10 protein-coding genes are annotated in these 14,528 nt (G+C 73.2%); 4 read left to right on the forward strand and 6 right to left on the reverse strand.

Annotated features, from left to right (window positions below; all coding sequences use genetic code 11):
• Positions 1-38 precede the first annotated feature (38 nt).
• Positions 39-1,103, reverse strand: a complete 1,065-nt coding sequence (locus K1J60_RS41320; protein WP_398683999.1) for an O-antigen ligase family protein — start codon at positions 1,101-1,103, stop codon at positions 39-41.
• Positions 1,104-1,308: 205 nt separating this feature from the next.
• Here K1J60_RS41320 and lnt point away from each other — a divergent pair, with 205 nt between their 5' ends.
• The 3 genes from lnt to K1J60_RS41335 all read left to right on the forward strand — a co-directional run bounded on the left by lnt (position 1,309) and on the right by K1J60_RS41335 (position 6,700).
• Complete coding sequence (gene lnt / locus K1J60_RS41325) at positions 1,309-2,925, forward strand: apolipoprotein N-acyltransferase (protein WP_220650694.1); 1,617 nt, start codon at positions 1,309-1,311, stop codon at positions 2,923-2,925.
• Positions 2,926-2,993: 68 nt separating this feature from the next.
• Positions 2,994-3,467 carry an NUDIX hydrolase gene (locus K1J60_RS41330; RefSeq protein WP_220650695.1) on the forward strand — a complete coding sequence of 158 codons (474 nt, stop codon included), beginning with the start codon at positions 2,994-2,996 and terminating at the stop codon, positions 3,465-3,467.
• A 188-nt stretch (positions 3,468-3,655) separates the two neighbouring features.
• The gene (locus tag K1J60_RS41335) at positions 3,656-6,700 is read left to right on the forward strand and encodes an aminotransferase (RefSeq protein ID WP_220650696.1); all 3,045 of its coding nucleotides are present in this window, start codon (positions 3,656-3,658) and stop codon (positions 6,698-6,700) included.
• 333 nt (positions 6,701-7,033) lie between these two features.
• Here the strand turns inward: K1J60_RS41335 and K1J60_RS41340 are convergent, their stop codons facing one another.
• On the reverse strand, positions 7,034-8,158 hold the full coding sequence (locus K1J60_RS41340; protein ID WP_220650697.1) for a hypothetical protein: 1,125 nt from the start codon (positions 8,156-8,158) through the stop codon (positions 7,034-7,036).
• A 149-nt stretch (positions 8,159-8,307) separates the two neighbouring features.
• The gene (locus tag K1J60_RS41345; protein ID WP_220650698.1) at positions 8,308-9,060 is read right to left on the reverse strand and encodes a PaaX family transcriptional regulator C-terminal domain-containing protein; all 753 of its coding nucleotides are present in this window, start codon (positions 9,058-9,060) and stop codon (positions 8,308-8,310) included.
• A gap of 76 nt (positions 9,061-9,136) precedes the next feature.
• On the opposite strand from K1J60_RS41345, the gene K1J60_RS41350 reads away from it, so the two are divergent.
• On the forward strand, positions 9,137-10,801 hold the full coding sequence (locus K1J60_RS41350) for an acyl-CoA dehydrogenase family protein (RefSeq protein ID WP_220650699.1): 1,665 nt from the start codon (positions 9,137-9,139) through the stop codon (positions 10,799-10,801).
• A 61-nt stretch (positions 10,802-10,862) separates the two neighbouring features.
• On the opposite strand, the gene K1J60_RS41355 is transcribed toward K1J60_RS41350, so the two are convergent.
• The 3 genes from K1J60_RS41355 to K1J60_RS41365 all read right to left on the reverse strand — a co-directional run bounded on the left by K1J60_RS41355 (position 10,863) and on the right by K1J60_RS41365 (position 14,517).
• Entirely contained in the window at positions 10,863-11,348 is a 486-nt protein-coding gene (locus tag K1J60_RS41355) for a tautomerase family protein (protein ID WP_220650700.1), read from the reverse strand.
• Positions 11,349-11,491: 143 nt separating this feature from the next.
• On the reverse strand, positions 11,492-13,804 hold the full coding sequence (locus K1J60_RS41360; protein WP_220650701.1) for an FtsX-like permease family protein: 2,313 nt from the start codon (positions 13,802-13,804) through the stop codon (positions 11,492-11,494).
• Entirely contained in the window at positions 13,801-14,517 is a 717-nt protein-coding gene (locus tag K1J60_RS41365) for an ABC transporter ATP-binding protein (RefSeq protein WP_220650702.1), read from the reverse strand. Before K1J60_RS41365 ends, K1J60_RS41360 begins: the two co-directional genes overlap by 4 nt.
• Positions 14,518-14,528 lie beyond the last annotated feature (11 nt).

Consider the following 14,528-nt stretch of genomic DNA (forward strand, 5'->3'; position numbering starts at 1 on the left):
CCAAAGGCCAAGATCGAGACAGACCTAACGGAGTCCCACTAGGGCCGCGCGTCGAGGTCCGGCGCCACATCCGTCCCCCCTTCCGTCAGGGGCCGTGCCGTCGCCATCCCGGCGAGCAGGCCCGCGCCCGCCGTCACCGTCGTGAAGCTCAGCGCGTTGCCCACGGCGGCGATCGCGGCCACCGCGGTCAGGGCCGCGCCCGCGGTGAGGACCACCGGCGTGGAGCGCGGGGCCCGCCACAGGACGTACAGGACCCAGCCGAACACCGCGGCGAGCAGGCCCACACCGATGAGCCCCTGCTCGGCCGCCAGCTGCAGGGGTGCCGAGTGGGGCCGGTCGTCGGCCGACAGCGACCGGGCGACCGTCGGGGCGAGCTCCCCGAAGCGGCCCGGTCCCGCGCCGAACAGCGGATCGTCGTGGACGAGGCCGAGCGCGTCGTGCCACAGCAGGATCCGGTGCGGGGTGAGCTGCCCCTCCAGCGAGTCGGTCAGCCCGGCCGGGAGGGCCTCCTCGGCCACGGCCCAGACCGTCGCCGTCACCAGGCCCGTGGCGAGGGCGAGTCCCGCGAGACCCGGGCCCCGGCGCATCAGGGCCGCCGCGAGCGAGCACAGCAGTACGCCGGCGCACGCGGCGACGCCGGTGGTCGAGCCGAGCACCGCCGCGGTCACCGCGATCGCGCCGGTCAGCAGCCGCAGGGCCAGCCGCACGCCGGGCGAACGGGCCGCCCACGCGGCACAGCAGGCGGCACCGGCGGCCAGGACCAGCAGCGCGGCGGTCGCACCGGTGTGCCCCAGCGGTGAGACCAGCGGCGAGCCCGTCATGGTGTGCGGGTCGGTGACCGCCAGACCGAGACCGGCCAGCGCTCCGGCGGACGGTGCCACCACCGGCAGCAGGGCCCCGCAGATCCGGCCCGCCGCGTAACCGGCCGCCACCGCGAGCACCGCCAGCAGCACACCCTCCGGCCGGCCGCCCCGCGCCGCCGCCGTGATCAACGACCAGGCCGCGAACGCCCCGAGCATGAGCACGCCCGTGACATCGGAGACGTTCCGTCTCTCGTGCGAGGCCGACGCTCCGGCCGCGGACTCCGTCCCCGTGGACTCCAACGTGTCGCCCCCCGACTGTGCCGGGCCTCGACCGCCAGGACCGCGTTCGGCCGCACGTCAGAGGCTCGCGCACACCGTAACGGGTGATGCGCCGGTTTGTGGACGAGTTATGCAGGAACGATGCGGCAGGTGTGCGACAAAAGCCTCACCCGGGACGCACGGGCCGCGCTGTCGGCGCCGGGGTGACGCGCCGTACACTCCCCGAGTGACCGTCACCGCCACTCCCGTAGACGAGCCGGAACAGCTCGAACCCCAGGCCGCGCCCGTCTCCCGGGCGTCCCGATGGGTCGGCCGGCTCCTTCCGGCCGTCGCCGCGGCCCTCTCCGGGGTGCTGCTGTACGTCAGCTTCCCGCCCCGCACCCTGTGGTGGCTGGCCGTGCCGGCCTTCGCGGTCTTCGGCTGGGTGCTGCGCGGACGCGGCTGGAAGGCGGGCCTCGGTCTCGGCTATCTGTTCGGTCTCGGCTTCCTGCTGCCGCTGCTGGTGTGGACCGGCGTGGAGGTCGGTCCCGGTCCATGGCTCGCGCTCGTCGTGATCGAGGCGGTGTTCGTGGCGCTCGTCGGCGCGGGCGTCGCCGTCGTCTCGAAGCTGCCCGGCTGGCCGGTGTGGGCCGCCGCCGTGTGGATCGCCGGCGAGGCGGCACGCGCGCGTGCCCCGTTCAACGGATTCCCCTGGGGCAAGATCGCCTTCGGCCAGGCGGACGGTGTCTTCCTGCCGCTGGCCGCTCTCGGCGGCACGCCCGTGCTCGGTTTCGCGGTCGTGCTGTGCGGCTTCGGACTGTACGAGGTGGTCCGGCTGCTCGTGGCGAACCGGCGCACCGGCGAGGCCGTACGCCGGGGCACGGCGGCCGTGGCCGCACTCTCCGTGGCCGTACCCCTGGTGGGCGCACTCGCGTCCCGCGCGCTGGTGAGCGACGAGGCCGAGGACGGCACCGCCACCGTCGCGGTCATCCAGGGCAACGTTCCACGCCTGGGGCTCGACTTCAACGCCCAGCGGCGGGCCGTGCTCGACTACCACGCCAGGGAGACCGAGCGGCTGGCAGCCGAGGTCGAGGCCGGCAAGGCCGCCCGGCCCGACTTCGTGCTCTGGCCGGAGAACTCCTCCGACATCGACCCCTTCGCCAACGCCGACGCCCGCGCGGTGATCGAGAAGGCGGCCACCGCCATCGGTGCCCCCATCTCCGTCGGCGGAGTGGTGGAGCGGGACGGCAAGCTCTACAACGAGCAGATCCTGTGGGATCCCGAGAAGGGCCCCGTCGACACCTACGACAAGCGGCAGATCCAGCCGTTCGGCGAGTACCTGCCGCTGCGGTCGCTGATCGGCGCCATCAACAGCGAGTGGACGTCCATGGTCCGCCAGGACTTCAGCCGGGGCACCGAGCCCGGCGTGTTCACCATGGACGGGGCGAAGGTCGGACTCGTCACCTGCTACGAGGCGGCCTTCGACTGGGCGGTGCGCTCCGAGGTCACCGACGGCGCGCAGCTGATCTCCGTGCCCAGCAACAACGCCACCTTCGACCGCAGCGAGATGACCTACCAGCAGCTCGCCATGTCCCGGGTCCGCGCCGTCGAGCACAGCCGCACCGTCACCGTCCCGGTGACCAGCGGCGTCAGCGCGATCATCATGCCGGACGGGAGGATCACGCAGAAGACGGGCATGTTCGTCCCGGACTCGCTGGTCCAGAAGGTCCCGCTGCGGTCCTCTCAGACGCCCGCCACCCGGTTCGGCATCGCGCCCGAGATGCTTCTGGTGCTGGTCGCGGCGGGTGGGCTCGGCTGGGCGATCGGGGCCGGTGTGCGCGGGAGGCGCGCCGGTGGCGTGTAGCCGTACGCCTCTCGTGCGCGTCCTGGATGCGGCGGGGTGACCGGAAACGGCCCGTTAGGGTCGGCTCCATGGCTACCCCTGATTTCATCCGCACACTCCGTGCTTCCGCCGGCAACCAGCTCCTCTGGCTCCCTGGAGTCACCGCCCTCGTCTTCGACGACGAGGGCAGAGTGCTGCTCAATCGTCGGTCCGACAACGGCAAGTGGTCGCTGATCGGCGGCATCCCGGACCCGGGGGAGCAGCCGGCGGCCTGTGCCGTGCGAGAGGTCCACGAGGAGACGGCGGTCCGGTGCGTGGCCGAACGGATCGTCCTCGTGCAGGCGTTGGAACCGGTGCGGTACGACAACGGGGACGTCTGCCAGTACATGGACACCACGTTCTACTGCCGTGCGGTGGGCGGCGAGGCGCGGGTCAACGACGACGAGTCGCTGGACGTCGGCTGGTTCTCGCTGGACGCCCTGCCGGACCTGAGCGAGTTCGCGCTGTTCCGCATCAAGCAGGCCATGTCCGACACGGTCACGTGGTTCGACCCCACGGTGTGAGACCGCGGGAGGGGCGGCGGAGGCCGTGTCCGTGGCCGTGACGGTGTGCGCGGAGCTCGCGCTCGCCGCGCGCGGGCGTCCGCGCGGACCGGCCCCCGGCGGCCCCCGCCCACCGCTCGCGTTGACGTGATCGAGAAGCGCGCCCTACGGTTGCCGGAACGTTCCGGCATGGAGTGGTGGAGTCCTCGATGAGCCATCCCCCGCGCTTTCCCTCGGTCGCCGAGGCGGAGTTGACCGCCTTCCTCGCCACACGGTTCGGGGTACGCGGCACCCTCAAGGACCTGGGGAGTCAGCAGGACCGCAACTACCGGGTCCGCACGGACGCGGGCGACCGGGTGCTCAAGATCGCCAATCCCGCGACGGACACGGCGGTTCTCGGCGCCCAGGACGCGGCGGTCGACCATCTGGCCGGGGTGCTCCCCGACGTGCGGCTGCCCCGGGCCCGGCCCGGCGCGGACGGGGCGGCGGTGCAGTGGCTCGCCGCGGACGGCGTGGAACTCGCCTGCCGGTTGCTGGACTTCGTCCCCGGCGAACCGATCATGGACAGCCGCTACCTGGCCCCCCGTGTCGTCGCCCGGCTCGGCGAACTCGCCGGACGGGTCGCGGCCGGGCTCGCCGGTTTCGAACGGGCCGGCCTGCAGGCGGCAGCACCGGACCCGACCCGGATGTGGGACCTGCGCAACGCGCCCGCCGTCATCGAGGCGCTGGCCCCGCATCTGTCCGACCAGGCGCTCGCCCGGCGGATCCTGCGGGCGGCCCGCGACGCGTACGCCCTGGTGGAGCCCTACGCCGACGCGCTGCCGACGCAGATCGTGCACGGTGACGTGACCGACAACAACGTGGTCTGCGAGACGGCTCCCGACGGACGCCCCGTCCCGGTCGGCGTCATCGACTTCGGTGATCTGGGCCCCGGCTGGACGGTGGCGGAACTCGCGGTCACCTGCACCTCCGTACTGCACCACCACGGCGCGGGCCCCGCGTCGGTGCTGCCGGCCGTGCGGGCGTTCGACGGAGTGCGACCGCTCGGGGACGAGGAGGTGGCCGTGCTGTGGCCGCTCGTCGTGCTGCGGTCGGCCGTCATGGTGGTCAGCGGGCAGTACGACACCCTGCTGGACCCGGACAACCGGTACGCCACGGCCGCGCTGGACCGCGAACGGGCGATGTTCGAGGCCGCCGTGTCGGTACCGGCGCAGGTGATGACGGCCCTGTTCCGGCAGGGACTCGCCCGCTCGGCGGCCCGGCCCGGGGACGCCGGCCGGCCGCTCGCCACACCCGCGTCCGAGAACGGGCGGCCCGCGGGGTTCCCGACGGCGAGCCGGCTGCTGCCCGCGCTGCCTGCCGAGGTGCACGTCCTCGACCTGTCCGCGGGGAGCGACGACCTGCACACCGGGCGCTGGCTGGATCCCGGCATCGAACGCAGCCTCGCCGTGCAGGCGTTGGCGGCGGGGCGGACGGCCGTACGGACCCGGCACGGTGAGTTCCGGCTGACGCGGGCGTCCGTCGCGGGCGCGGGCGTCGCCGAGACCTGTGCCCTCGGGGTCGAGCTGTACCTCACCGAGCCACTGGAGGTCCACGCGCCCTGGGCCGGCACGGTCACCAGGACTCCCGACGGGACGCTGACCCTGAGCACCGGCGACGGGGTCGACCTGATCCTGGACGGTGTCGGTGTCGGTGTCGGTGTCGGGGCCGGAATCGGGGTCGCGGTCGATGCCGAGGAGCCGCCCGTTCCCGTCGAGGCGGGGCAGTCGCTCGGCAGGGTGGCGGAGGACGACGGGGTGTACGTGCTGGGCGTACAGCTCCGCGCACTGCCCGGGGCGCGTCCGCCGAGGTTCGCCACCCCCGAACTCGCCGACGGGTGGCTGTCGTTGTGCCCCGACCCGGGCGCGCTGCTCGGCGAGGTCTCGCGCGAACCTCTGGAGGAGGGCCGGGGCGGGACCTGGTCGGCCGCCGCCGAGGCGGAGTTGCTGGAGCGCCGGGCGCACTTTTTCGCCACCGTCCAGGAGCACTACTTCGAGGAGCCGCCGCGCATCGAACGCGGCTGGCGACACCATCTGGTCGACACGCGCGGCCGCGTCTATCTCGACATGCTCAACAACGTGACCGTCCTCGGCCACGGCCACCCCGCGCTGAGCGACGCCGTGCACCGGCAGTGGCGGCGGCTCAACACCAACTCCCGCTTCCACTACGCGTCGGTGGTCGAACTGTCGGAACGACTCGCGCGTTCCCTCCCCGACGGCCTGGACACGGTCTTCCTGGTGAACAGCGGCTCCGAGGCAGTCGACCTGGCGCTGCGGCTCGCCTGGGCGACGACCGGGCGGCGGGACGTGGTCGCCGTCGAGGAGGCGTACCACGGCTGGACGTACGCGAGCGACGCCGTCTCCACCTCGATCGCCGACAACCCGGGCGCCCTCGCCTCCCGCCCGCCCTGGGTGCACACGGTCGCCGCGCCCAACTCCTACCGGGGTCGGCACCGGGGGGCCGAGGCACGTCGGTACGGTCCCGAGGCCGCCGAGCGGATCGCCGAACTCGCGGCGCGCGGCACCCCGCCGGCCGCGTTCCTGTGCGAGCCGTTCTACGGCAACGCCGGCGGCATGCCCCTGCCGGACGGCTATCTGGAGCAGGTCTACGCTGCCACCCGCGCCGTCGGCGGACTCTGTCTCGCGGACGAGGTGCAGGTCGGCTACGGGCGCCTCGGCACCCACTTCTGGGGGTTCGAGCAGCAGGGCGTCGTACCCGATGTGGTCACCGTCGCCAAGGCGATGGGCAACGGTCATCCGCTGGGCGCGGTCATCACCCGGCGCGAGATCGCCGAGGCCTACCGCAGCCAGGGCTACTTCTTCTCGTCCGCCGGCGGCAGCCCCGTCAGCTCGGTGGTCGGGCTCGCCGTCCTCGACGCACTGCGCGACGAGGAACTCCAGGCCAACGCCCGGGACGTGGGCGGCCACCTGAAGAACCGGCTTCACGAACTCGCCCACCGTCACGGACTGATCGGCGCGGTGCACGGCTCCGGTCTCTATCTGGGCGTGGAGTTCGTGCGCGACCGTACGACGCTGGAGCCGGCCACCGAGGAGACCGCCGCGATCTGCGAGCGGCTGCGCGAACTCGGCGTGATCATGCAGCCGACCTCCGACCGCCAGTGCGTGCTGAAGATCAAGCCGCCGCTGTGTCTGACCCGCGACGGCGCGGACGGCTTCGTCGCCGCCCTGGACGACGTCCTGACGCACGGCTGGTGACCGGCGTTCCGTCGGTGGGCGGCAGCCGACCGGTGGCGACTGGTGTCGGCCGGTCGCGGCCGGTGACGGCCGGTGTCGGCAGCCGGTGGCGACCGGTGTCGGCAGCCGGTGGCGACCGGTGTCGGCAGCCGGTGGCGACCGGTGTCGGCAGCCGGTGGCGACCGGTGTCGTCCGGTCCGACCACGACACCGGTCCGCCCGCCACCCTTCAGCGCGCCCACGTCCGCTGGTGCGGCGAGCACGGACTGCCGCGTCGGCCCCCGTCACCGCCATCGATCCACGGCAGCGGGGCCCTGGGTGGCGAGCGCGTCCGCCCGCCCTGTGCGATCCCTGGCTACTGGGCCTCCGTGCGGGCCGGGACCGTGCGGAGCGTCAGCGCCGTCGCCACTCCCGCCAGGGGGCCCCAGAGCAGGGCGGCCGTCACGCCGTTGCCCAGGCCGGCGGCCACGTACAGGTCCCAGCGCAGTTGCGTCCCGTCCAGCACCATCCGCAGGAACTGGCTCGCGAGCAGACCCAGGACGGTCGCGCAGAGCGCGCCGACCGCCAGGGCCGGGACGGTCGCCCGGGTGAGCAGGCCGGGCAGCAGACGCAGGGCCCACCAGACGACCGCGAGCAGCAGGACGTCGACGGCGCGGTGGAGCAGCCAGTCACCGAGCGGTGTGCCCGCGGGCCCCGCCCAGGCGCCCAGCAGCAGCCACTGACGCAGCAGGTCGCCCGGTTCGGAGAGCAGTCCGCCGCCCGAGAACGCCGTCTGGAGGGTGGCGGCGACCGACTGGTGGGAGAGGACCACCAGGGACAGCGCGATCACCGCCGTCCCGGCTGTCGCGGCCAGGCGCGCGGCGTGTGCGGGGACGACCTCCCGCGGCAGCGGTTCCGCGCCCTTGGCGGTGATCCGCGCGGTGAGCACCGTCGCCAAGGCCGCCATCAACGCCGTCGCCACCAGGACCTGCCGCCCCGAGGAGCTGACGGCCGCGAGTTGGGGCAGGAAGCGGTAACTGCCGTGCCCCTGCGAGGCGATCAGCCAGGGCGCGGAGACGGTGACCGCCAGCGTGCCCGCCACCAGGCCCCAGGCCCACACCGCGAGCAGCGCCGCCGTCAGCCGGCCCCGCACCGGTGGCAGCCCGCGTACCAGGAGCAGCGCGCCGGGCACGAAGAAGACGAGGACCGCGGCGAACCGGATCTGCAGCGCGGTCGAGTGGAGCGCGAGGTACCGCCCGCTGTCGCTCTGTGCCGCCTCGCCGGTCCCGCCCGACACCGCCGCGCCGAACGATGCGGAGGCGGGCGGGTCGTACGACCAGGGGGCGAGCCAGCGTTCGAGGTCGGCGGCGGCCTGGGCCCCCAGCACGTCCGTGGCACCCCGCAGCCGCAGCGCGCTCTCGCTCGCGCCCGCCCACCACAACAGCGCCGTCAGCAGCAGCCCGCCCACCAGCGCCGGTATCACCGCGCGTCGATATGTCATGTGCCGTTTCCCCGTTCCCCGTTCGGCCATGTGCCCGGGGAAATCGCTTCCCCGGCCGTGGGGAGACTACGGCGCGTCGATCATCTGGGGGACACAGGGGTGCGTACGCTCGCGCGCCCGGCAGGCTCGAGTCCGAGGGGGAGTGATGCTCAGTCCGTGCGCCCCAGCACCGTCTCGACCAGCTCCCGTCGGTACGCCGTGTAGGCGGCCCGCAGCTCGGCTCCCGGCCAGTCCGCCGGGAGCAGTTCGGGTGGCAGGACGGGGTCGGCGAGCAGATGGCGTACGGCCGCCGCGAGGGCGGTGAAGCGGTCCGCGGGCGCGCGGGTCCGCTCGATGTGGCCGAGCAGCGCCTCGGCGGTGCCCGCCCAGGCGTCCAGCGGCCACAGGCTGGCGGCCAGGTCCTCCGCGGGTTGGTCGGGGCGGCTTCCGAAGTGGCGGACCGCGGGGCCCAGGTCCGGCGGCTGGGCGCGCCGCAGGTTGGCCGGGCGGAGCCAGACGCCCTCCCGGAGTTCGGCGAGCCGCAGTGCTGTCAGGCGTGCGCGCAGATCGGCGCGTTCGGCGGGGCGGCGGCCGGTGGCGGTGACGACGATCATCTCCCAGTCGCCGTGCCACGGCCGGGTCTCGGGGTGCACCGACTCGTCCTGGCGCCGCTGACGGTCGAGGAGGCGGTCGCTGAGCCGGTAGACGGCGTCCGCGCGCCGCAGGTCCCCGGCCGACACCATCCTGCTGAGCGCGGCCCGCAGCGTGGACCCGGCGACACCGAACGCCTCCACATGGCGCACCAGATCCCGCACCGGCAACTCCGGCGGATGCATGCCCAGCAGCAGGCTCAGGACGACCGACCGCGCGGACAGCGGCCGCAGTCTGAGCTCGGAGGGCCGCCCCGACACGTTGGTCTCCATGACTGCGTACTGTACGGGGCATCCGATCATTGTTACGGCATAGCTGCGACCGTAGGAATAGTGTAATACTCGCGGCATGGTCCCGACGCTCGCGCACACGCAGCAGCAGTACGCCACCGCCACCCACGACGTCACCAACCAGCCCCCGCCCCTCGCCCCGTACGACGCCTCCGACGACGTGGCCCTGTCGGAGGGGCTGCGCAGGGAGGGCGCGGAGTGGGCCGAGAAGGACGTCCGGCGGCTCGGGCTGGTCGCCGGTGGTGCCGAGGCGCAGGAGTGGGCCGGACAGGCCAACCGCTACGAGCCGGAACTGCGCACCCACGACCGCTACGGCAACCGGATCGACGAGGTCGACTTCCATCCCGCCTGGCACCACCTGATGCGGACCGCCGTGCGCGAGGGCCTGGCGGGCGCGGCCTGGGCGGACGACCGGCCCGGCGCCCATGTCGCGCGCATCGCGGGCGCCCTCGTATGGGGTCACACGGAGGCCGGACACACCTGCCCGACCTCGATGACGTACGCCGTCGTGCCCGCGCTGCGCCGACAGCCCGAGCTGGCCGCCGTGTACGAGCCCCTGCTGACCGGCCGGGAGTACGACCCGGACCTGCGGGCGCCCACCGAGAAGCCCGGACTGCTCGCCGGGATGGGCATGACCGAGAAGCAGGGCGGCAGCGACGTACGGGCCAACACCACGACGGCCACGCCGAGTTCCGAGCCCGGTGTGTACACCCTGCGGGGGCACAAGTGGTTCACGTCGGCGCCGATGTGCGACCTGTTCCTGGTGCTGGCCCAGGCGCCGGGCGGGCTGAGCTGTTTCCTGGTGCCGCGTGTCCTGCCCGACGGCAGCCGCAACACCTTCCGGATCCAGCGGCTCAAGGACAAGCTGGGCAACCGCTCCAACGCCTCCTCGGAGCCGGAGTTCGACGGCACCGTCGCCTGGCGGGTCGGGCCCGAGGGGCAGGGGGTGAAGACCATCATCGAGATGGTCAACTGCACGCGACTCGACTGCGTGATGGGTTCGGCCGCCCTGATGCGCAGGACGCTCGTCGAGGCGGGCCACCACGCACGGCACCGCAGCGCCTTCGGGGCGCGGCTGCTCGACCAGCCGTTGATGCGCAACGTCCTGGCCGACCTCGCGCTGGAGTCCGAGGCGGCCACGACGCTCACCCTGCGGCTGGCCGGCGCCGCCGACCGCGCGGTGCGCGGGGACGAGGGCGAGCGGCGGTTCCGTCGGATCGCCACGGCCGTCGGCAAGTACTGGGTGACCAAGCGCGGCCCGGCCTTCGCCGCCGAGGCGCTGGAGTGCCTGGGCGGCAACGGCTACGTCGAGGACTCGGGCATGCCCCGTCACTACCGCGAGGCGCCGCTGCTGTCCATCTGGGAGGGCTCGGGCAATGTCAACGCCCTCGACGTGCTGCGGGCGTTGACCCGCGACCCCGAGACCGCGGAGGCGCTCTTCGCCGAACTCGCCCTGGCCCGGGGCGCGGACGCCCGACTCGACGCGGCCGCCGCCCGGCTGAAGGACGCGGTGCGCGAGGCCGACCAGACCGGTGCCCGGCGACTGGTGGAGCTCATGGCCCTCGTGCTCCAGGCTTCCCTGCTGGTCCGGCACGCGCCGGCCGCGGTCGCCGACGCCTTCTGCGCGACCCGGCTCGGCGGCGACTGGGGGCACGCCTACGGCACCCTCCCGGGCTCCGCCGACCTCGACGGCATCCTGCGCCGGGCCCTGCCGGCCGGCTGACCGCAGGCCCGATGCCTCCGACGCCTCCGACGCCTCTGACGCCACTGACGCTTCAGGCGCTTCAGGCGACTCGGGCGCCGAGGGCCGTGCGGATCGCCTCGGACTTCTCCTCCGTGAACACACCGCTGTCGAGCAGGGAGAGGACCGACAGCACTCCACCGCTGGAGCCCCAGCTGCCCTCGTCGACGACGCGGAAGGTGACCCACCACGTCGGCGAGGGCTGCGCGACCCCACACGCCTCGGCCATCGCGGCGAGGATCCGCTCGATGACCTCGGCCCGGACCTCCGGGCGCCAGTCGCCGTCCATCACGGTCACGTCGATCACCATGACGTCGGCCGTCGGCTCGGCGTCCGCCAGCAGGCGCCCGCCTATCGCCATCATGTCGGCGGCCCGCTCCACGAAGTGGACCTGGAACCCGGCCCGTGCGGCCGGGGCGAACCGGCCGACCTCGGGCACGAGGACCGCGTCCGTCAGTGCCTCGGCCAGCGCCCTGCGCTGCTCGAGGTCCAGACGGCCCTGCGTGGTGTTCACGGTGATGATGGTCATGGCTGCCTCCTATAGCGATCGTTATAGAAGGACGGTATCAGGTTCTATGACGACTGTTCTAATCTCTGGATCGCGACGGAAGGGCACGTTCCTGCTGGTCACGCGGCGCGGTGAGTCGCCGGTGCAGGCTTCGGGGCGGGCCGTCATTCGTTGTGCAGCACCTGGGCGATCGTCAGCCCGGCCGCGCGGCGTGCCGGGACGTAGGCGCCCAGGACGGCGATCGCGATGCCCGCGAGAGCCAGCAGGGCAAGGGCCGGGGCGTTCCAGACGTCCGTCATGTACGACGGCAGCGTCAGGTCCACCGCGTCCGCCATACGCGGAACGACCAACTGGTGGCCCGCCATGCCGAGCGGGATGCCCAGGAGCGAGCCGAGGGCGCCGAGCAGTGTCATCGAGGTCACCGTCATCACCGTGACCTGGCGTGGTGTCATGCCGATGGACTTGAGCATGCCGAGGTCGCGACGGCGGTCGTGGGTGTTGAGGACGACGGTGTTGAAGACACCGAGGGACGCCACGGCGGCGAGCAGGAGGGTGAGTGCGGTGGCGGAGCCGATGATGGTCCGGGTGACGGAGTTGGCGCCGCTCGGAGACGGGCTGAGTCCCTCGTCGGCCGCTTCGGCGGCGCGGGCGTAGGCTCCCGCGTCGGCCCCGTCGCGGAGCTTGACGTGGTAGGCGATGGGCTTCTCCTCCGGTGCCACTGCCCGCATGGTCGCCCAGTCCGCGACGACGGCACGGGCGTTCGTCTCCATGTACTCCCCGACGACGACCACGTCCGCGCCGCGATTCCCCTTCTCGATCCGGAAGCGGTCGCCGACGTCGAGGCCGTGCCTGCGCAGGAAGGCCGATCCCGCCACCGCCTCACCGGTGCCCCGCAGCCACCGCCCCTCGGTGAGCACGCTGCCCATCAGGGGGCGGTCGCCGCGGCGGGCTTCGAGCCACAGCTTCTCCGTGGAACCCGCAAGCCGGACCTCGGTGTCGGCCCTGGCGGTGACCCCGCGGGCGTCCGGCAGCGAGCGCAGGAGGGCGTGCAGGGCGAGGTCGTCGTGGACCGGCCTGGTCTCCTTGCCGTCGCGGTACTTCCCCACGTAGACCGTGACCTGGTAGGCGTCGCGACCCGCGTTGCCCAACCGGTCCATCGTCGTGGCGAGGCCGGTCGCGAACGTCACGGTGGTCACGCCGATGGCCACGGCGGCGAGCGTGAGGGCGCTGCGCCCCGGCCGGGCGAACGGCAGGCCCAGCCCGAGACTCACCGAGCGCGGCAGCCGGCTGCCCGCCAGTCGGCGCTGGACACCGAGCGCCCGGCCGGCGCGCGGTGCGCTGCCCGCACTGATCGCCCGCGCGGGGGACAGCCGGTGGGCGCGCACCGAGGGCGCGAGCGCGGCGAGGAGGCACACGGCCGGCATGCCGGCCAGGGCGAGGACGTTGACCCAGGGGGCGAGCGAGACACTGTCGTGGAACACCCCCGCGTCCGGGCCCGTGAACGCGAACCGCAGCAGGGGCCGTGCCGCCAGATTGCCGGCCACCGTCCCGAGGACACAGCCCAGCACCGCCGGGACGGAGATCATCACGAGATAGACGGCCACCACCTGCCCCGGGGTGAATCCCAGCGCCTTGAGGATGCCGATGTGCCGGAAACCGGAGATCACCGCGCCGCTGACCACATGGGCGACGATGAGCACCGCCACGACGATGCCGAGGACACCGAAGACCAGCAGATAGGGCGCGTACGCCCGCGCCGAACTGCCTATCTGCTCCTTGAGGGTGAGGTACGACCGTGAGCCGGCCAGCGCGCCCGTCGGCAACTGCTCTGTCACCGCGGCAAGTTGCATGCGGAGTTCACTCTCCGACGTGGCGTCCGTGAAGCGGAACAGCAGCTGTGTGGCCGTGGGGTGCAGCGCCTCGATCTGACCGGGTGCGACCCAGGCGTCGGCGGTGCGGCTCAGATCGAAGGCGAAGCCGACGACGGTGAGCGTCGGGCCGGAAGGCAGCCGCAGTTTCTTGCCCAGGTCGTCCGTCGTCCAGTCCGACTGCCGGTTCAGGACGACCTCGCCGGGACCGGTGGCCCACCGGCCCGCCCACAGGTCCAGCCGGTCCACCGGACCCCCGGGGTCGGACCGGCCCACCACGGTGAGTTCGCTGCCGAGGCCGTAGTTCATGACCTCCCTCGGCAGCTCGACGGTGGCCTGCGGGAAGGGGCCCGCGATCGCCGCGACTCCGGACTGCCGGGCCGCCCGCGTCAGTTGACCGTCCGAGACCTTCTGAGGATCGAACGCGGCGACCACATGCGGCCCGCGCTGCTCGCCGAAGGCCTTGTCGAAGGGGGACGAGGCGGCGTCGACCAGACCGAGCGCCACCACGATCGCCGCCGTCGAGGTCAGCGTGATCAGCGCGATCACCGACGTCTGGAGCCTGCGCCGCCGTACCGCCGCGCGCGCGGCGCGCCACACGGCCCTCATGCGGACGGCTCCAGGGTGTGTTCGCCGCACACGCGGCCGTCGGCGAACTCGACGAGACGGCTGGCGCAGCGCCGGGCGAGCCGCTCGTCGTGCGTCACCATGATCAGGGTCTGGCCGATCTGGTTGAGGTCGAGCAGCAGGTCCATCACCTGTTCTCCCGCGCGGCTGTCCAGCGCGCCGGTCGGCTCGTCCGCCAGCAGCAGGGCCGGACGGTTCATCAACGCCCGTGCCACGGCGACCCGTTGCCTTTCCCCGCCGCTGAGCACCGCCGGGTACGCGTTGCGCCGGTCGGCGATGCCGAGCTCGTCGAACAGCTCCAGCGCGCGACGACGGGCCTGCCGTGCCGAGGTACCGGTCAACTGGGCGGCCAGCGCCACGTTGTCGAGCGCCGACAGGTCGTCGATGAGGTTGAAGAACTGGAAGATCATGCCGATGCGGCGCCGCCGGTACAGGGCGAGCCCCTTCTCGGTCAGTTCCCCCACGCTCTCGCCGTGCACCACCACCGTGCCGCCCGTCGGACGGTCCAGGCCCGCGATCATGTTCAGCAGCGTCGACTTGCCGCACCCCGAGGGGCCCATCACCGCGACCGCCTCACCGGCCCGGATCTCCAGCGACACCCCGTCCAGAGCCGTCGTCTCCCCGTACTCCTTGCGCACACCGTCGAGTCGTACGACGGCCTCCGCGCTGTTGTTCTCGTTCTCCTCGTTGACCATGCACGGGACGC

The sequence above is a fragment of the Streptomyces akebiae genome, from assembly GCF_019599145.1.
GTDB classification, from domain to species: domain Bacteria; phylum Actinomycetota; class Actinomycetes; order Streptomycetales; family Streptomycetaceae; genus Streptomyces; species Streptomyces akebiae.

Coding starts and splice junctions, on each gene's coding strand:
- K1J60_RS41350 (WP_220650699.1), top strand. CDS start 9,137: ATGGTCCCGACGCTCGCGCACACGCAGCAGCAGTACGCCACCGCCACC.
- K1J60_RS41355 (WP_220650700.1), bottom strand. CDS start 11,348: ATGACCATCATCACCGTGAACACCACGCAGGGCCGTCTGGACCTCGAG.
- K1J60_RS41360 (WP_220650701.1), bottom strand. CDS start 13,804: ATGAGGGCCGTGTGGCGCGCCGCGCGCGCGGCGGTACGGCGGCGCAGG.
- K1J60_RS41365 (WP_220650702.1), bottom strand. CDS start 14,517: ATGGTCAACGAGGAGAACGAGAACAACAGCGCGGAGGCCGTCGTACGA.
- K1J60_RS41330 (WP_220650695.1), top strand. CDS start 2,994: ATGGCTACCCCTGATTTCATCCGCACACTCCGTGCTTCCGCCGGCAAC.
- K1J60_RS41345 (WP_220650698.1), bottom strand. CDS start 9,060: ATGGAGACCAACGTGTCGGGGCGGCCCTCCGAGCTCAGACTGCGGCCG.
- K1J60_RS41335 (WP_220650696.1), top strand. CDS start 3,656: ATGAGCCATCCCCCGCGCTTTCCCTCGGTCGCCGAGGCGGAGTTGACC.
- K1J60_RS41340 (WP_220650697.1), bottom strand. CDS start 8,158: ATGACATATCGACGCGCGGTGATACCGGCGCTGGTGGGCGGGCTGCTG.